Annotated in this window: 16 protein-coding genes and 2 pseudogenes; 11 read left to right on the forward strand and 7 right to left on the reverse strand. The window is 71.0% G+C overall.

The features are described from left to right. Positions 1 to 32 precede the first annotated feature (32 nt). On the reverse strand, positions 33 to 1,040 hold the full coding sequence (locus ACYVLJ_RS16320) for a LacI family DNA-binding transcriptional regulator (protein ID WP_451980009.1): 1,008 nt from the start codon (positions 1,038 to 1,040) through the stop codon (positions 33 to 35). A 692-nt stretch (positions 1,041 to 1,732) separates the two neighbouring features. On the opposite strand from ACYVLJ_RS16320, the gene ACYVLJ_RS16325 reads away from it, so the two are divergent. The 3 genes and pseudogenes from ACYVLJ_RS16325 to ACYVLJ_RS16335 all read left to right on the forward strand — a co-directional run. Then, positions 1,733 to 1,915, forward strand: a complete 183-nt coding sequence (locus ACYVLJ_RS16325; RefSeq protein WP_460439214.1) for a glycoside hydrolase family 3 N-terminal domain-containing protein — start codon at positions 1,733 to 1,735, stop codon at positions 1,913 to 1,915. A gap of 63 nt (positions 1,916 to 1,978) precedes the next feature. Then, complete coding sequence (locus tag ACYVLJ_RS16330; protein WP_460439215.1) at positions 1,979 to 2,617, forward strand: hypothetical protein; 639 nt, start codon at positions 1,979 to 1,981, stop codon at positions 2,615 to 2,617. Next, positions 2,581 to 2,679, forward strand: a pseudogene (locus ACYVLJ_RS16335) (hypothetical protein); the annotation flags it as partial. The gene ACYVLJ_RS16330 and the pseudogene ACYVLJ_RS16335, both read left to right, overlap by 37 nt. Before the next feature lie 71 nt (positions 2,680 to 2,750). Here the strand turns inward: ACYVLJ_RS16335 and ACYVLJ_RS16340 are convergent. Then, the gene (locus ACYVLJ_RS16340) at positions 2,751 to 2,924 is read right to left on the reverse strand and encodes a hypothetical protein (RefSeq protein ID WP_460439216.1); all 174 of its coding nucleotides are present in this window, start codon (positions 2,922 to 2,924) and stop codon (positions 2,751 to 2,753) included. On the opposite strand from ACYVLJ_RS16340, the pseudogene ACYVLJ_RS16345 reads away from it, so the two are divergent. Together ACYVLJ_RS16345 and ACYVLJ_RS16350 are read left to right on the forward strand one after the other, a co-directional pair. Further along, positions 2,896 to 2,967: pseudogene (locus ACYVLJ_RS16345) on the forward strand (hypothetical protein); the annotation flags it as partial. The gene ACYVLJ_RS16340 and the pseudogene ACYVLJ_RS16345 overlap by 29 nt on opposite strands. Positions 2,968 to 3,145: 178 nt before the next feature. Then, complete coding sequence (locus tag ACYVLJ_RS16350) at positions 3,146 to 3,412, forward strand: carbohydrate-binding protein (protein ID WP_460439217.1); 267 nt, start codon at positions 3,146 to 3,148, stop codon at positions 3,410 to 3,412. Here the strand turns inward: ACYVLJ_RS16350 and ACYVLJ_RS16355 are convergent, their stop codons facing one another. Beyond that, the gene (locus ACYVLJ_RS16355) at positions 3,413 to 4,228 is read right to left on the reverse strand and encodes an SAM-dependent methyltransferase (RefSeq protein WP_451980023.1); all 816 of its coding nucleotides are present in this window, start codon (positions 4,226 to 4,228) and stop codon (positions 3,413 to 3,415) included. It lies immediately after the preceding gene. Positions 4,229 to 4,330: 102 nt separating this feature from the next. Here ACYVLJ_RS16355 and ACYVLJ_RS16360 point away from each other — a divergent pair, with 102 nt between their 5' ends. The 3 genes from ACYVLJ_RS16360 to ACYVLJ_RS16370 all read left to right on the forward strand — a co-directional run bounded on the left by ACYVLJ_RS16360 (position 4,331) and on the right by ACYVLJ_RS16370 (position 9,013). Continuing rightward, positions 4,331 to 5,659, forward strand: a complete 1,329-nt coding sequence (locus tag ACYVLJ_RS16360) for a cytochrome P450 family protein (RefSeq protein WP_460439218.1) — start codon at positions 4,331 to 4,333, stop codon at positions 5,657 to 5,659. Between the two features lie 72 nt (positions 5,660 to 5,731). After that, positions 5,732 to 6,823, forward strand: a complete 1,092-nt coding sequence (locus tag ACYVLJ_RS16365) for an alpha/beta hydrolase (protein WP_460439219.1) — start codon at positions 5,732 to 5,734, stop codon at positions 6,821 to 6,823. Between the two features lie 90 nt (positions 6,824 to 6,913). Then, complete coding sequence (locus tag ACYVLJ_RS16370) at positions 6,914 to 9,013, forward strand: putative bifunctional diguanylate cyclase/phosphodiesterase (protein WP_460439220.1); 2,100 nt, start codon at positions 6,914 to 6,916, stop codon at positions 9,011 to 9,013. On the opposite strand, the gene ACYVLJ_RS16375 is transcribed toward ACYVLJ_RS16370, so the two are convergent. Next, positions 9,003 to 9,665, reverse strand: coding sequence for a nitroreductase family protein (locus ACYVLJ_RS16375; protein WP_460439221.1), 663 nt, complete (start codon positions 9,663 to 9,665; stop codon positions 9,003 to 9,005). The genes ACYVLJ_RS16370 and ACYVLJ_RS16375 overlap by 11 nt on opposite strands. A 219-nt stretch (positions 9,666 to 9,884) precedes the next feature. Between ACYVLJ_RS16375 and ACYVLJ_RS16380 the strand changes: the two genes are divergently transcribed. Both ACYVLJ_RS16380 and ACYVLJ_RS16385 read left to right on the forward strand, forming a co-directional pair. Next, on the forward strand, positions 9,885 to 10,319 hold the full coding sequence (locus tag ACYVLJ_RS16380; RefSeq protein WP_460439222.1) for a hypothetical protein: 435 nt from the start codon (positions 9,885 to 9,887) through the stop codon (positions 10,317 to 10,319). Positions 10,320 to 10,350: 31 nt separating this feature from the next. Next, entirely contained in the window at positions 10,351 to 12,453 is a 2,103-nt protein-coding gene (locus ACYVLJ_RS16385) for a (Fe-S)-binding protein (RefSeq protein WP_460439223.1), read from the forward strand. A gap of 5 nt (positions 12,454 to 12,458) precedes the next feature. Here ACYVLJ_RS16385 and ACYVLJ_RS16390 read toward each other — a convergent pair whose 3' ends face one another. Then, positions 12,459 to 13,952 (reverse strand): CBS domain-containing protein, encoded by a 1,494-nt coding sequence (locus ACYVLJ_RS16390; protein ID WP_460439224.1) that lies wholly within the window; start codon positions 13,950 to 13,952, stop codon positions 12,459 to 12,461. Positions 13,953 to 14,092: 140 nt separating this feature from the next. On the opposite strand from ACYVLJ_RS16390, the gene ACYVLJ_RS16395 reads away from it, so the two are divergent. Beyond that, complete coding sequence (locus ACYVLJ_RS16395) at positions 14,093 to 14,638, forward strand: FHA domain-containing protein (protein ID WP_460439225.1); 546 nt, start codon at positions 14,093 to 14,095, stop codon at positions 14,636 to 14,638. 29 nt (positions 14,639 to 14,667) lie between these two features. Here ACYVLJ_RS16395 and ACYVLJ_RS16400 read toward each other — a convergent pair whose 3' ends face one another. Beyond that, the gene (locus ACYVLJ_RS16400) at positions 14,668 to 15,984 is read right to left on the reverse strand and encodes an MFS transporter (RefSeq protein WP_460439226.1); all 1,317 of its coding nucleotides are present in this window, start codon (positions 15,982 to 15,984) and stop codon (positions 14,668 to 14,670) included. Between the two features lie 415 nt (positions 15,985 to 16,399). Further along, positions 16,400 to 17,044 (reverse strand): TetR/AcrR family transcriptional regulator, encoded by a 645-nt coding sequence (locus ACYVLJ_RS16405; protein WP_451980053.1) that lies wholly within the window; start codon positions 17,042 to 17,044, stop codon positions 16,400 to 16,402. Positions 17,045 to 17,114 lie beyond the last annotated feature (70 nt).

Here is a 17,114-nt window from a genome sequence, read left to right on the forward strand (position 1 = left end):
GTGATCCTCCTTCGGCGCTGGAGCAGAACCGGTCAGGCGCGCGGCGCGGCGGTGCTGGCGCGCCGGGTGAGGCGGGGCCCGAGCAGCCGGACCTCCGGGGTGGTGTGGCCGGCGAGCCGGCGCACGGTCATCTCGACGGCCTGGGCCCCGACCTCCTCGGCCGGGATCGCGACGGTGGTCAGCGCGACCGGGTGCTGCTCGGCCATGGTGTCCGGGCAGACCGCGACGACGGAGATGTCCTCGGGCACCCGCAGGCCGCGGTGGCGCAGGTCGGAGAGCAGCCCGGGCAGGACGGCTTCGTTGTGCACGACCAGGCCCGTCAGATCCGGGTCGGCGGCGAGCAGCTCGTCGAGGCAGGCGCTCACCGCTTCGTAGGAGTGGGCGCACGGCCGGTTGGTCGCGCGGACGTCGTGGCTCTTCGCGGCATCGTCGAACCCGCGCAGGAACCGGGTCGCGTAGCTCGTGCCGCGCCGGTAGACGGCGGGGGAGGGGCCGATCAGCGCGATCGAGCGGTGGCCGAGCTCGGCCAGGTGCGCGACGCACGCCGAACCGGCGGCGGTGAAGTCCAGGTCCACGCAGCTCAGCCCGGCCGGGTGGTCGGGCACGCCGATGAGCACCACCGGCCGGTCGAGCGCGATGAGCATCGGCACCCGCGGGTCGGCGGCTTCGACGTCCATCACCATCAGCGCGTCGGCGATCGCCGACGACGCCACCCGCTGCAGCGCCGCGGGTCCTTCGTCCTTCGTGAGCAGGAGCAGGTCGTGGTCGTGCGCGCGGGCCGCGGTGACCGCCGAGGCGACGAACTCCATCACGACGGCGACGTTGAGGTCCGTGCGCAGCGGCACGACGAGGGCCAGCACGTTCGTCTTGCTGCTGGCGAGCGCCCGGGCCCCGGCGTGCGGGTGGTACCCGAGCTTGCGGATACTCTCCTCGACCAGCCGGCGGGTCTTCGGCGAGATCGAGCGCTTGCCACTGATCACGTAGGACACCGTGCTCGGTGCCACGCCCGCCGCCGTGGCGACGTCGTTGATCGTGACCACGGGCGGCCTCCTGGGGACGGGGCGAGCAGAGGTTGTCGAAGCGCATCGACGGTGGCACGAAGGTAAGTGACGGACGGCCGGAACACAAGCGTGATTTACCGTCCGCGAATATTCGATTCCCCTTCGACGAGCACCACCTCCGTCGAAACTTTCGAACGTCCCTGATGGCGCGACTTCCTGCAGCTCAACGGCCGAATTTCCGGACGACCCGGAGTTGCTGGGTGCGCTCCCAGCGCGGGCTTGACCGGGTACTCGGGCGGCTGTAATGGTCGTCACCATCCTCACCTCCGGCGTCTTTATCCGCGCCGTGCTGTCGAAACGATTCGACGAATTCGGGAGGCCGTCCGTGCGCCAGTTCCCGCTCCGCCGCGCCCTCGTGCCCGTGCTGACCGCGACCCTGCTGGTGCCCGCGCCGGCGGCACCGCCGATGCCGTTCCGCGACCCGGCCCTGCCGCTCGCGACGCGGATCGACGACCTGCTGTCCCGGCTCACGGCGGACGAGAAGATCTCGCTGCTGCACCAGTCCGAGCCCGCCATCCCGCGGCTGGGCGTCGGCGTGTTCAAAACCGGGACGGAAGCGCTGCACGGCGTCGCGTGGTCGACCGACCACGACGACAACGGCGCGGTCGTGAAGGCCGACGGCACGGTGTTCCGCAGGCCGTCGGCCTGGCCACGACCTGGGACTCGCGCTGGTGAAGCGGGTCGGCACGGCCGTCGGGGAGGAGGCGCGCGGGTTCAGCGCGCGCAACCCGGCGCTGTGGGGCCTCAACCTCTGGGCGCCGGTGGTGAACCTGCTGCGCGACCCGCGCTGGGGCCGCAACGAAGAGGGCTACTCGGAGGACCCGTACCTCACCGGGCGGCTCGCGACCGCGTAGAAGAAGGTCGCCGTCGTCGGCCCGCTGTCGGACACCCTGTACGAAGACTGGTACAGCGGCGCGATGACTTACCGCGTGACGCCGAAGCAGGGCATCTCGGCGCGGCTCGGCGCCCCGGTGACGTCCTCCGAAGGCGTCGACCGGATCGCGCTGAACGACCTCGCGACCGGCCGGTACCTGACCGCGCCCGCGGCGCCGGGCAAGGTGACCGCGGGCGGAACCACGGCGGGCCCGGCGGAGTCCTTCGACTGGGGCGCGGGCAAGAACACCCTGCGCGCGGCGGCGAACGGCAAGTACCCGAGCTATTCGGGCGGGGCCCTGGTGAACGACGCCGACCAGCCCATCGGCTGGTTCGTGCAGCAGCAGCTCAAGCTCGACCCGCAGCCCGACGGCAGCTCCGTGCTCGAGTACGCGGGCAACGAGGTGACCGAACCGTGGTTCGGCCCGGACCGCTACGCCGTCGTCGGCGCCGACGGGATCCTCACGATCTCCGCGCCCGACGCGGCCCACGCGACGAAGTTCGGCCGCGTCGTGCGGCGCGGCGGCGTCTCCGACGCGGTCGCCGCGGCACGGGGTGCCGACACGGCGGCGGTCGTGGTCGGCAGCATGCCGTTCATCACTGGACGAGCCACGCGGGGCAGGAAACCGGGCACGCGCTGGCGGACGTGCTCTTCGGCGACCACGGCCCGAGCGGGCGGCTGACCCAGACCTGGTACGCCGCCGACGCCGGGTTGCCGAGCACCCTTGACTACGACATCGCGAAGACCGGTATGACGTATGAGTACTACCGCGGGAAGCCGTTGTACCCCTTCGGGCTCGGCTACACGAGCTTCCACTACGGCGCGATCCGTGCTTCGCTCGCCGGTCCGGCGGTCCAGGTCAGTGTCGACGTGACGAACAGCGGCGCCCGTTCCGGCACCGACGTCGTCCAGCTGTACTCGAAGGCGTCCGGCGTGCAGCGGCTGCGGGACTTCTCGCGCGTGACACTGGCGCCGCGCGATACGCGCACCGTGCGGTTCTCGGTGCCCGTGGCCGACCTGGCCGCCTGGAACGCTTCGCTGGGCCGATCCGCGGTGATGGCCGGTGACTACGACTTCGCGGTGGGCCGCAACGCCACCGACCTCTCCGCGGCGCAGCGGGTTTCCGTGCCGGGCGAGCGGCCGGCGCCGCGCGACCTCAGCCTACTCCGGGACGACGCTGACGGACACGGCGAAGACGGCGGGCACGTCGGTGGCGGCCGCCTCCGGCAGCTGGCTCGTCTACCGCGATGTCGCCTTGGCCGGACCGTCACGGTTCACGGCCTCGGTGTCCACAATGGAGTCCGCGCACGTCACCGTCCGGCTGGACTCGCCGACCGGCCGGGTCCTGGGCGCGGCCGCGGTACCGTCCACCGGGGACCACTACGCCTCCACGTCGGTGACAGCCGGCCTGACCACCGTGACCGGCCGCCACGACGTCTGCCTCGCGTTCGACGGGCCGGTGAACTTGGTGCGGTGACTAGGGTTTCCGGCCGACCCCGGCATAGGGCAGCGTGTTGATCGCCGGGTCCTCGGACATGTCGCCGACGCCTTCGGGCTTCCACATCGCGCAGCCGACCACACCCGGCTCGACCATCTCGAAGCCGTCGAAGAAGGCGAGGACCTCGTCGTGCGTGCGGGGGACCGGCTGGTTCTGCTGGTCCTGGTTGCTCTTGTACACCTCGACCGCCTCGTCGAGCCGCTCCGACTCGGAGTCGGCCGCGACGTGCGAGACCGCCAGGAAGCTGCCCGGGGCCAGGCGGTCGCGGTAGCGGGCCAGGATGCCCACCGGGTCCCACGAGTCCGGCACGAAGTGCAGCAGCAGCAACATGAACACGCCGACCGGCTCGTCGAGGTCCAGCAGCTTGCCCGCGCCGTCGAAGATGTCGTTCACGTCGCGTAGATCAGCCTGCAGCACCGCGCAGCCGGCGTTGTCCTGCAACAGCAGTTCGCTGTGCGCCACGGCCACCGGTTCGCGGTCGACGTAGACCACGCGGCACGACGGGTCGGCCTGCTGGACGATCTCGTGCAGGTTCCCCACGGTCGGGATGCCGGAGCCGACGTCGAGGAACTGGCGGACGCCGGAGTCCACCATGAACTTCGCCGCGCGGCGCAGGAACGCGCGGTTGAGGCGGGCCGCGTCGCGCACACCCGGCATGATCTTGAGGATCTGCTCCCCGAGGGCCCGGTCGGCGGCGAAGTTGTGGTCGCCGTCGAGCCAGAAGTCGTACACCCGCGCCGGGTTCGGCACCGCGGTGTCGATCTCCGGCGGTACCCAGCTCAGCTCCCCGGTCACGGGACCTCCCACCCTCGATTCGAGGTGTCGGAGTGTAGCGCCCTCCTCCGTTCGTGTGGACTCGCGCTCGGCGGCCCGGCCGCCCCGTTAGGGTGACGCGACATGACCGACGCGCGTCCCGTGCCCGGCCGCCGGCCCGTGCTCGGGCATTCGGTGGCGCTCCTGCGCGACCCGCTGAAGCTCTTCACTTCCCTTCCGGCGCACGGAGATGTCGTCGAACTCCGGCTCGGGCCGCTGCCGGTGCACGTGGTCACCACGCCCGAGCTCGCGTGGCAGGTGCTGGCCACCGACGCCGACAAGTTCGACAAGGGGCTGGTCTTCGACAAGATGCGCCCGCTGTTCGGCGACGGGCTCGCGACCTCGAACGGCGAGCTCAACCGCCGTCAGCGCCGGCTGGTGATGCCCGCCTTCGGCCGCACGCGGATCGCGGGCTACGCCGAGCACACCATGACGAAGCTGGCGGACGGGCTGGCGAGCTCGTGGCGGCCCGGCGAGGTCGTCCAGGTCGACCGGCGGATGCAGGACCTCGTGCTGACCATCGCCGGCCAGACGCTCTTCTCCACCGCGCTGGGCGAAGACGCGCTCGCCGAAATCCAGCGCTCGATCCCGATCATGCTGAAGTACGTGCTGGTCCGGGCGTTCTCGCCGAAGTTCGTCGAGAAGCTGCCGATCCCGCCGAACCGGAAGTTCGACGCGGCCGCCGCGCGGTTGCGCGACGTCATCGGCGAAACCGTCGTCACCGCGCGGGAACAGGGCGCCGACCACGGCGACCTGCTGTCGATGCTGCTGCTGGCCCGCGACGAGGACACCGGCGAAGGCATGTCCGACCGGCAGGTGCACGACGAGGTCATCACGATCCTCACCACCGGCGCCGAGACCACCGCCGTCGCGCTGGCCTGGTTCTTCCACGAGCTCGGACAGCACCCGGACGTCGAACGGCGGTTCCACGCGGAGGTCGACGACGTCCTCGGCGGCCGGCCCGCGCGCTTCGAGGACCTGCCGGACCTGGTGTACACGCACCAGATCGTCAACGAGATCGTCCGCCGCACGCCGCCGCTGATCCTCATGCGCCGCGCCCGCGAAGACGTCGAACTCGGCGGCGTGAGGATCGCCGCGGGGAGCGAGGTCGCGGTCAGCCAGCACACGCTGCACCGGGATCCGCGCTGGTTCCCCGATCCCGAGCGGTTCGACCCGGACCGCTGGACGCCCGGGCACACGGCCGAGTTGCCGAAGGGCGCGTACATCCCGTTCGGTGCGGGCGCCCGGCTGTGCCCGGGGCACGTGTTCGCGCCGACGGAGATCGGCATCGTCGCCGCCACGATCGGGGCGCGCTGGCGGCTGGTTCCCGTGCCGGGCAAGAAGGTCCGGGCCCAGCTTAAGGCGACGATGCAGCCGAACCGGCTGCCGATGACCGTGGTGCCCCGGACCTGACGGTACCCGTTCGGCTACCGGGTGTAGTGTTCCGGAGTTCCTTCACCTGTCCGAGTTCAGAGGGAGTGCGGCGTGAAGCTGCCCGTAAAGGTGACGTCGGCCCTTTTCGCCTGCGGTGTTCTGCTCGCTTCGCTGACGGCCGCGATGCCCGCGGAGGCTGCCGCGATCTCCTGCAGCGACACGGATCTGCCGGTCAGCGGCCCGGGCCTGCCTCCGCTGGTGCCGGGCGCGCCCGCGACGATCCACGGCCGGCTGTGCCTGCCCGGCGGCGACGCCCCGGACACGGTCCAGCTCCTCGTGCACGGCGGGACGTACAACAGCGCGTACTGGGACCTGCCGTACGAGCCGGAGCGCTACTCCTACCAGCGCGACATGGCCGCGCACGGCTACGCGACCTTCGCCGCGGACCAGCTGGGCGCCGGGCAGAGCAGCCACCCGCTGAGCCTGCCGCTGTCGGTCTGGGCGGCGGCCGAGTCGATGCACGAGGTCGTCGGCCACCTGCGTGCCGGGCACGTCGGCGGGGTGCCGTTCGCGAAGGTCGTCATCGTGGGGCACTCGGTCGGGTCCGGGGTCGTCGCGGTGGAGGCGTCGACCTACCACGACGTCGACGGCGTGGTCCTGACCGGCATCACGCACCTGCCCGCGCTGCCGGTGCTGGCCCTCGGCGCGGCTTTGGGCCTGCAGCCCGCGTTCCTCGACGGCCAGCTCGGCCAGGTCGGCAGCGACCCGCTGTACTTCACGACGCGGCCGGGCGCGCGGGCCGGGCTGTTCTACGCGGCCGGGGACGCCGACCCGGGCGTGATCGCCGCCGACGAAGCCACCAAGGACCAGGTCTCCGTGCCCGGTATGGGCACGGTGGCCCTGTTCGGGATCGTCTTGCCGGCGACGAAGGGGATTACCGTACCGGTTTTCCAGGTGGTGGGGGAAAAGGACGTCCTTTTCTGCGGTTTGCTCGCCCTGCGTGACTGCGCGGACCCGAACGTCCTTCGCGCGCAGGAAGCGCCGTATTACGCCGATCCGTCGAAACTGTCGATGTACGTCCTTCCGGGTGCGGGTCATTCCGTTGCGTTGCACGAGAACGCCGGCGAATACCGTGACGCCACCCGGTCGTGGCTGCGGGATCAGCTCGAGATCGCTCCGCAGGGTTATCACTCGATTGGATGAATGCTGTTTCGTGCGCCGGACACGAATTCGCGCCAAGATATATCGGCTACCCGAACCGGAGTGTCTGCGTAGAACCCAGGACAGGCTGACGTGACTGCTCCCCATCCCCGTGGTGAGGTCCCGCGGAAGAAGCCGTCCGCCGAACGAGCGGCGCGACGGCTCGGCACCCTCGCGCGCAAGTGGGGCTACCTGATCAGCACCACCGCGTACCTGCCGCACACGCCCGAAGAAATCGAGCGTGAGCTGTCGGTCCTGGTGGGCCGGCTGTTCGAGGCCGTCGCGAGCGACCCGCCGCGCCTCGAGGACGCGGCCGCCGCGGGCGGGCGGCTGGTCGAGCTGCGCTGCGTCGGCGCCGACAGCCTGCGTCGCAGCCTGGAGGTGCTCGGGAAGGCGCTGCTGCGCGAGCCGGAGCTGCGCCGGGTCGACGACCTGGCCGAGCGGGTGGTGCTGGTGCTCGGCGCGCTCAGCTCCGGCTACGGCGAGATGCTGCGCGAGGACATCCAGAAACGCCAAGAGGGCCTGAGCCGCGCGTTGCTGAAGGTCGAGCAGGAGACGCGGGCGAAGCAGGTCATCACGCGCGCGCAGTTCGAGGAGGTCTTCGCCGGTTCGGCCAGCGGTGTCGCGCTCACCGAGCTGGACGGCCGGGTGCTGCGGGCCAACGCGGCACTCGCCAAGACGCTCAACCGCACGCCGGCCGAGATCGCCGCGCTGACCCTGTTCGACCTGGTGCACCCGGACGAGGTCGAGCAGCTGCGCGAGGCCTACCGGGAGCTGGTCGCCGGCCGGCTGCACCGGCTGCGCGTCGGCCGCCGCCTGGTCGGCAGCGACGGCGAGCCGATGTGGGCCACGTTCGCCGCGTCCGTGATCCGCGACGCGGTCGGCACGCCCCGGCAGCTGATCACGATCGTCGACGACGACACCGAGGTCTCGCTGCTGCAGCGGCGGCTGTCCCACCAGGCGCTGCACGACGTGCTCACGGGGCTGCCGAACCGGCAGTTCTTCGGCACCCGCCTGGAAAACCTCCTTCGCGACGCGGACGCGTCTCGCGGCGTGACGCTGTTCCACCTGGACCTGGACGGCTTCTCGCAGATCACCGGCGGGCTCGGCCAGGAGCTCGGCGACCGGGTGCTGCGCGGGGTCGCGGCGAAGCTGAAGACGGTCTTCGACGGCGAGAAGGCGCTCGTCGCCCGCCTCGGCGGCGACGAATTCGGCGTGCTGGTGCAGAACGCGGAAAACACGCCGGACGTGGTGACGCTCGTCCGCCGGATCACCCACGAGCTCGCGGAACCGGAGTACGTCGACGGGCAGCGCGGCGTCGCCGTCTCGGCCAGCATCGGCGTCGTGCACCGCCCGCCGCGCGACGTCGCGCCGGACGAGCTGCTGCGCGCGTCGGACCTGACGCTGCGGCGCGTCCAGCGGGCCGGGAACCAGTGGGGCCTGTTCGACCGCGAGCTGGACCGCCGCGACCGGCACGACTTCGGCCTCGCCGCGGCGATGGCGGGCGCGTGGGAGACCGGCGAGATCGAGGTCGGCTTCCGCCCGCTGACCTCCGCGGCGGACGGCTCGGTCCACGGCGTCGAGGCGCGGATGCGCTGGAACCACCCGGCCGAAGGCGTGCTGCCGCACGAGACGTGCGTGCGGCTCGCGGCGGAGACCGGGCTGGCGCTGCCGCTGGGCGCGTGGCTGCTGCGCACGGCGGCCGAGCACCTCGCGGCCGCGGACGTCGGCCTGCCGCTGACCGTCGAGCTGACCCCGCACCAGGCCTCGGATCCCGAGCTGGTCGGCGAGATCCGCGGTGTGCTGGAGGCCACCGGCCTGGCGCCGGACCGCCTGCGGCCCGGCTTCCCGGCGGCGTCCCTGCTCGCCGACACCGGCGACGCGGCCGACAACCTCAAGGTGCTGGCGGAAATCGGGGTCGTGGCGGAGATCCACGACTTCGCCGACGTCACCTGCCTGACCGAGCTCGCGGCCGGCGCCGTGCGCGTCGCGGCCTCGCTGGCGGCGCGCCGGGAGCACCCGCTGGTGACGGGCTCGCTGGTGGCCCTGATCGAGGCCGCGCACGCCGCCGGCGCCGAGGTCGGCGTGGCCGGGGTCGACTCCTGGGAGCAGGCCGAGTGGTGGCGGGAGCGCGGCGCGGACCGGTTGTCGGGCCCGCTGTTCGCCGAGCTGCCGGGCGGCCTCAAATCCTGACGAGAACCTCGTCGAGCGCCTTGCGCCGCAGGTCCGGCACCGCGCAGTCGTCGGCCGGGTAGCCCACCGGGATCACCGCGAACGCCCGTTCGTTGCGGGGCCGGCCCAGCAGCTCGCCGAGGAACCGCATCGGCGACGGCGTGTGCGTCAGGGCGGCGAGCCCGGCCACCTGCAACGCCGTCAGCAGCATGCCGACCGCGATGCCGACCGACTCGTCGACGTAGTAGTGCTTGCGGACGCCGCCGTCGGCGGAGAGCGCGAACCGTTGCTGGAACACGACGATCAGGTAGGGCGCGTCGGTCAGGTGGGGCTTGACCGCGTCCGTGCCCAGCGGCCGCAGCGCGTCGAGCCACTCCTCGCCGAGCCGGCCGTCGTAGGAGACCCGTTCCTCCGCTTCGGCCGCTTCGCGGATCCTTCGCCGCACCGCGGGATCCGTGACGAGGACGAACGTCCACGGCTGCTGGTGCGCCCCGCTCGGCGCCGTCGAGGCCACCGCGATCGCGTCGAGCACCGCGCGCTCGGGAACCGGGTCGGGGGAGAACATCCGGACCGAGCGCCGCGCTTCCATCCGGCGGCGCAGGGCGGCGGACTCGGCGACGGCTTCGGCGGCGGGGAGCCGGGCCGGCCGGTACGGGACGGGGCGATACGTCATGCCCGGATTGTGGCGGGGGCCACGCCCGGGACAGCAGGGCCGAACGTACGATTTTCGCGACAGCAGCGTCCGCCATACGGACAGTAAGGTCATCCTTGCCTCGATTTTTACGCCGAACGGCGCAATGTAACTAGGCTGTTTGGTCCTGTCGCGTGAAGTGACCTCCTCATTACCCTCCAGTAGTCAGTGGTGCCGATCACAGTCGCCGGAGGAGGCCCCATGGCGTCGCGCGTCCGAGGACCCCGTTCCGGAGACCCGCGCGAACAGGACCGGCGCGAGCTGCGGCTCAGGCACATCGCGGGCTGCCTCTCCTGCACCCTCAAGTGCGGGTACTGCGGGCTTCCGGTGCGGCTCACCGGGCGGGGCGACCACCCCGGCTACGGCGTCGTCGAAGAAGTCGGCGGAGACCTGGTGCTGCTGCACCGCTTCTGCCGCGGCGCGCTCGGCCGCTGCCGGACGCGGGGGTGCGTGCTGCGGCGCGCCCACCTCGGCCGGGCGACCGAGCAGTACGAAACCGGCCGCCGCCGTCCGGGGCGCTACCAGCGCCTCGGCGTCCGCCGGTCGGCCGACCTCGATCTGTACCGGAAACACTGGCGGGTCGCGAAGATGCGGTACGCGTGCAAGGCGTGCCGGTACTACACCGGCTCGCACTGAGCCGGTCCTTCACAGTACGTCCGGAGGACTCGTGCTCGTTCGTCTCATCCTCGGCCTGCTCATGACGGTCGTCGGCCTCGCCGTCGCCGGCAAGCGAGTGGCCTTCCTGTACCGGCTGATCAAGGCCGGCCAGCCCGACTACAAGCGGTCGGACGAGCTGGGGGCCCGCCTCTTCGCCCAGGTGCGCGAAGTGTTCGGCCAGCGCAAGCTCCTGAAGTGGTCCGTGCCCGGCCTGGCGCACTTCTTCACGTTCTGGGGCTTCGTGATCCTCGCTTCGGTGTACCTCGAGGCGTACGGCGCGTTGTTCGACGAGCGGTTCGCGATCCCGTGGATCGGCCACTGGGCCGTGCTCGGCTTCCTCCAGGACTTCATCGCCGTCATGGTGGCCGTCTCCCTGGGCGTGTTCACCGTGATCCGGATCCGGCAGGCCCCCGAGCGCAAGGACCGCGCGTCGCGCTTCTACGGCTCGCACACCGGCGGCGCGTGGCTGATCCTGTTCATGATCTTCAACGTCGTCTGGACGATGTTCTTCTTCCGCGGCGCCTCCTCGGCGTCCGGCAACTTCCCCTACGACAACGGCGCGTACGTCTCGCTCGGGGTCGGGAACCTCCTGGAACCGCTGGGCCACTCGACGACCGAGGTGCTCGAAACGGTCGGGCTGCTGCTGCACATCGGCGTCATGCTGGTGTTCCTGTCGATCGTGCTCTACTCCAAGCACCTGCACATCTTCGTCGCGCCGATCAACGTCTCGGCGAAGCGGCTGCCGGACGCCCTCGGCCCGCTGCTGCCGATGGAGTCGGCCGGCAAGCCGATCGACTTCGAGGACCCGGGCGAGGACGACACGTTCGGCCGCGGCAAGATCGGCGACTTCACGTGGAAAGGCATGCTCGACTTCGCGACGTGCACCGAGTGCGGCCGCTGCCAGTCGCAGTGCCCGGCGTGGAACACCGGGAAGCCGTTGTCGCCCAAGCTGCTCATCATGGGGCTGCGCGACAACCTGTTCGAGGAGGCGCCCTACATCCTCGCGGGCAAGGAGCACGAGGACGCGCGCCCGCTGGTCGGCCCGGAGGCCGACGGCGGCGTCATCGACCCGGACGTGCTCTGGTCGTGCACCACGTGCGGTGCGTGCGTCGAGCAGTGCCCGGTCGACATCGAGCACGTCGACCACATCGTCGACATGCGCCGCTACCAGGTGATGATCGAGTCGGCGTTCCCGACCGAGCTGGGCGGGCTGTTCAAGAACCTGGAGACCAAGGGTAACCCGTGGGGCCAGAACAACTCCGAGCGCCTGGCCTGGACGAAGGACCTCGGCTTCGACGTCCCGGTGTTCGACGGCGAGCTCGCCGAAGACGTCGAATACGTCTACTGGGTCGGCTGCGCGGGCGCGTTCGACGACAACGCCCGCAAGACCGTCCGCGCGACGGCCGAGCTGCTGCACATCGCCGGCGTCAAGTACGTGGTCCTCGGCAAGGAGGAGTCGTGCACCGGTGACCCGGCGCGCCGCGCGGGCAACGAGTTCCTGTTCCAGATGATGGCCCAGCAGACGGCGGAGACGCTCAACGCCGTGTTCGAGGGCCGCGAGCCCCGGCTGCGCAAGATCGTCACGACGTGCCCGCACTGCCTCAACACCCTGAGCCGCGAGTACCCGGACCTGGACGGCCACTACGAGGTGGTCCACCACACGCAGCTGCTGAACCGCCTGGTCCGCTCGGGCGTCTTGACCCCGGTCAAGCCGGTCGAGGACGGCCCGCGCGTGACCTACCACGACCCGTGCTACCTGGGCCGCCACAACAAGGTCTACACGCCCCCGCGCGAGCTGGTCGGCGCGGCGGGCGCCTCGTTGACGGAGATGCCCCGCCACGCGGACCGGGCCCTCTGCTGCGGCGCGGGCGGCGCCCGCATGTGGATGGAAGAGCAGATCGGCAAGCGCATCAACCTGGAGCGCGTGGACGAGGCGATCGCCACGGACGCCGAGACGATCGTGACGGGCTGCCCGTTCTGCCGGGTGATGCTGACCGATGGGCTGGTGCAGCGGCAGAGCGAGCAGAAGGCGGAGAACGTCGATGTCCGCGATGTGGCCCAGCTGCTGCTGGAACGGGTGAAGGCACCGGAGGAGGCGCCGAAGCCGTCCTGACGAGTTCAGTGCGCGATCTGGTCGACGGCTTTGATCGTCGAGCAGAACCCTTCGATGGCGGCGAGATCCTGGTCCTGGATCTCGTCGCCGGAGAAGTGCATCAGCTCGTTCCTGATCCGGCGCGCGTCCCGGAGCAGTTGGAGGAATGCCTCGTGATCGAGCGGCCAGTTCAGCATGTCGAAGTGGTGCTGCTTCTCGAAGAGACTCACGTAGTTGCCGAACGTCGGGTTGCCGTTCGCCCACTTCGGTGCCGCTTTCTCCAGCACGTCCTCGGGCAGGCACCGCTTGGTGTGCCGGCGAAGCCGCAGCTCGGCCTCTTCGAGCAGGGCGAACGGCCGGGCGAGCTTGCCGAACTGCAGAGCCAGGTCGTTCGCGGTCACGACGCCGATGAGCGTCCGGCGGTCCTCTCCTTGGACGAAGACGTACCCGCGGCGGTAGATCTCGTCGATCTGGCCGAACAGCTCTTCGTCGATGCCAATGACCCGAACCTGGACAGTGGCGTCCTGCAAGGTCGGCTCGGGGTGCGCCAGGCGGGCCCTCCCGATGGACTCCCAGCTGACCGCTCCGGCGTAGTAGCCGTCTTCCGTGATCACCGCCAGCTGTGAGTAGTTCTTGGCCAGCATCAGGGTCACGGCGGCGGCGAGCGGCTTGCCGACGGTGACGGATTCGATGGCCGGCTCGTCGGGCAGGATCGCGCGCACCATCCACTTGGTTGGCAGGTCGTCCGGCACCTCGACCTCCGGGGAATCCTGCTCCGGATCCGCCGTGTTCGGCTCGACGGCGACCGGGACCAGCTCGACGACCGTGTCCATCCTGGCCGTGGTGAACGGCGGCCGGGTCGAAAGTCCCCGGTCGGCCAGGTCGGACTGGACGGTCACCAGTGAGGTTGCGGTGCGTCGCCGGTAACCCCATTTCGACAGCAGTTCCCGGACGGTGAGCTTGACGGGCGCGTCACCGATCTCGACGGCTTCCCAGAGGTCGGCTCGGGTCGCGTCCGGGTCGAGGTTCGCCGCAGCGTGCTGCCAGCCGGGGTCGGGTCGCCCGGCCGCGATCTCCCCGATCCGATGTGCGGCGTCGTGGCGGGTCAGCCGGCAGACAGTCAGGAGCGAGCCGAGGCTGCTGCGCAGATCCGCCTTGAACTCGGCGGTGCCGATGTCCGTGCGGAGCCAGCGGACCGGCCGGGCGTGGCGGCATTCCGGCACTGCGTCGGCACGGAAGCGGTACGGTCCGGTGATCTCCCCGATGGCGAACCGCCGCACGTTCTTCAGCGGCATCACGACAAGGTCGCCTTCAGCCATCTCACGGTAGAAGCGCCACAACTGGCCGGTCCAGTTCCCGAGGACGGAGTTGGATCGCTGGGGATAGCAGTCGCGGAGCCCGGCCTTCAGCGATTCCCGGCTGTCGAAGTCGCTGAGATCCGGCACGCCGCCCCAGCCGACGATGGTGAGGCCTTCAGTGAGGGATTCGTGGTCGCGTTCGCCGTTTCTCCCGGCACGCACCTGCCAAGCTGAGGTCATACGCACCAAGTCGGCCGAAGCCTGACCGCCGTCGCTGAAAGTCCGACAAGTTCACCCGTTCGCCGGATATCTTCCGCGCCTGGCCCGGCTCTGAGAGGAGCCGGGTCAGGACGGGAGGGGCGATGGGGCGACAGGAGGCGGCGACGATCGAGATGCTCGACGGCGCCGTGGCGAGGCTCGAGGTGCGGCGGGGTTCGTGGCTGGTCGGCCGGGGGCCGGATGCGGACCTGCGGGTGCACTCGGACCACGTGAGCACGCGGCACGCGTGGGTGCGGCGTGACGCGCGTGGCACCTGGGTCAGCGATGCGGGGTCGCGCAACGGCACCTGGGTGAACGGGCAGCGGCTCGCCGCGCGGGAGGCGCGGCTGCTGCGTGACGGGGACCAGCTGTCCTTCGGGCCGATCGGTGCCGTCTACTCGGACGCCGCAGGGGTGCCGCAGGACTTCGGTGTCTCCCTCGGGGAGGTCACCGCCGGGACGGTCAACGACGCCGGGCGCGCGATCGTGGTGGCGGGGCTGCTGGTGCTGCTCGGCGGGTTCGGGATCTGGGCGTCGGGCACCGTCGGATTCGTCAAGGACATCCCGCTGGGGCTGGTGCTGGCCGGTCTCGGCGGCGTCGTGACACTCTCCGGGACGGTCCTGTCCAAGGGGCCCCGGCGGAGGCGATGAGATTCGCTCGCGACCGCCGGGGTTCCGGTCTAACCGTCCACAGTGGAAGGGACCACAGTGGACGACGGAGTCGCCGCCACGCGGCTGCCGAGCTGGGCGGTCGGCACGCGGTAGGTCTCCCGGGCCGTTGCCGCGGCGGCCGCCGCCACCAGGCAGACCACCGCGGTGAAGACCGCGACGCCGAGCCAGTCCTCCTTGGCCGAGCCGATCGCCGCCACGACGCTGGGGGCGAAGCCCGCCACCGCGAAGCCGATCTGGGTGCCGATCGCCATGCCCGAAAGGCGGACTCGGGCGCTGAACATCTCGCCGTACAGCGACGGCCAGACGCCGTTGACCCCGGAGTACGCCACGCCGAACAGCGCGACGCCGAGGACGAACAGCAGCGCGTACGAGCCGATCGAGATCGACCACAGGTACGGGAAGATCAGCACGCCGCAGGCGAGGCAGCCGGTGATGAACACCGGCTTGCGGCCGATCCGGTCGGCCAGCGAGGCCAGCAGCGGGATCGCCGCCAGCGCGACGATGTTCGCCAGCACGCCGACCCACAGCATCGGGGTGCGCGCCAGGCCGATCGTGTTGACCGCGTAGCTCAGCGCGTACACGGTGAAGATCGTGCTGACCGAGGCGATCGTCGCGGCGACGACCACGCGCAGGACGTCGGCCCAGTGCGTCCGGAACAGCACCGCGACCGGCAGCTTCGCGACCTCGGTGCGTTCGAACACCGGCGTCTCGTCGAGCTTGCGGCGGATGACGAACCCGACGACCACGACCGCCGCGCTGCACCAGAACGGGATCCGCCAGCCCCACGTCAGCAGGTCGGCCTGGGGGAGCGCGGCGACCGGCAGGAAGATCGCCGTCGCCATGATCTGGCCGGCCTGCGTGCCGCTGAGGGTGAAGCTGGTGAAGTACGCGCGCCGCCGTTCCGGGGCGTGTTCGAGCGACATCGAGTTCGCGCCCGCCTGCTCGCCGGCGGCCGAAAGTCCTTGCAGCAGCCGGAGAGCGACCAGCAGGACCGGCGCGAGCACCCCGACGCTCGCGTACGTCGGGAGGCACCCGACGGCGAACGTCGCGACGCCCATCAGGAGCAGCGTGAAGACGAGGACCCGCTTGCGGCCGAACCGGTCCCCGACGTGGCCGAGGATGAACGCGCCGACCGGCCGCGCCAGGTAGCCGACGCCGAAGGTGGCCAGCGCCAGCAGGGTGCCGGTCGCGGGGGAGGAGGCGGGGAAGAAGACCTTGTTGAACACCAGCGCGGCGGCGGTGCCGTAGATGAAGAAGTCGTAGTACTCGAGCGCGCTGCCGATCCAGGCGGCCAGCGCCGCCTTGCGGGGCATCGATCCGGTCACGGGGATGAGCTCCTGACGTCCGTGCTTCGTTGCTCAGAGTCGGCGGGAAGCAATGTACGGTCTAGTTAGTTAATAAAGAGTGCGAGAAGCGTGCGCGGGTGTCAAGAGATCCTTTTTCGGCGGCCGCCGGGCGCTGGTGGTGAGGCGGAGGTGTGCCGCGGCGGACGGCCGCTGGGTGCTGGCGGTCGGCTGGGGTTGTGCTGCGGGCGAACGGTCGCCGGGTGCTCGCGGTCTGGCGGGGGCGAGCGGCGCCGAGCAGGCGAGTGCGCGGCGGCGGATGGGGCCTCAGCGGGCGGTCAGGCGGGGGCGTGCGGCCCCGAGCAGGCTGGGGCGCGCCGCGGCGGGCGGGGTGTCAGCGAGCGGTCGGGCGGGAGCGGCCCCGAGCAGGGAGAGGCGCGCCGCAGGGGGCGGGGCGTCAGCGGGCGGTCAGGTAGTCGATCAGCAGGTCGCCGAGCATGGTGCGGTAGTGCTCGCGGCGGGCCGGGTCCAGCATGTCGCGGCCGAAGATCGCCTGGAACGTGTGGCGGTTCGCGAGGCGGAACACGCAGAACGAGCTGATGACCATGTGGACGTCCAACGGGTCGGCGTCTTCGCGGAAGCGGCCGGCCGCGCGGCCGCGCTCGAGGACGATCGTCAGACCGCCGAGTGCCGGGTCGGCCAGGCCGGCCAGGATCTCCGACTGCTTGAGGTGCTCGGCGTGGTGGATGTTCTCGATGCTGACCAGCCGGATGAAGTCCGGGTGCGCCTCGTGGTGGTCGAAGGTCAGCGCGGCCAGCCGCCGCAGGGCGTCCTCCGGCTCGAGGTGCCGGACGTCGACCTGGGCCTCGAGCGTGCGGATCTCGGCGTACGCCTTCTCCAGCACGGCCAGGTAGAGCTGTTCCTTGCCGCCGAAGTAGTAGTAGATCATCCGCTTGGTGGTGCTGGTGCGCGCGGCGATCTCGTCGACGCGCGCGCCGGCGTAGCCCTTGTCCGCGAACTCCCGCGTGGCCACCGCGAGGATGTCCGCCCGCGTTCGTTCCTTGTCGCGCTGGCGCTCGGCCTCCGACGACGGTGCGGCCACCGGGCTCCCTCCGCTGCAGGTGAACGGCCCCACTCTAGCCCAGCCCTTCCGCCGGGGCGGACACCGCGCT

The organism is Amycolatopsis stemonae (assembly GCF_054781455.1).

Bases quoted from the DNA above. Each gene is read 5' to 3' on its own strand.
- ACYVLJ_RS16330 (WP_460439215.1), top strand. From the start codon at position 1,979: ATGACTTACCGCGTGACGCCGAAGCAGGGCATCTCGGCGCGGCTCGGC.
- ACYVLJ_RS16380 (WP_460439222.1), top strand. From the start codon at position 9,885: ATGGCGTCGCGCGTCCGAGGACCCCGTTCCGGAGACCCGCGCGAACAG.
- ACYVLJ_RS16375 (WP_460439221.1), bottom strand. From the start codon at position 9,665: ATGACGTATCGCCCCGTCCCGTACCGGCCGGCCCGGCTCCCCGCCGCC.
- ACYVLJ_RS16395 (WP_460439225.1), top strand. From the start codon at position 14,093: ATGGGGCGACAGGAGGCGGCGACGATCGAGATGCTCGACGGCGCCGTG.
- ACYVLJ_RS16360 (WP_460439218.1), top strand. From the start codon at position 4,331: ATGACCGACGCGCGTCCCGTGCCCGGCCGCCGGCCCGTGCTCGGGCAT.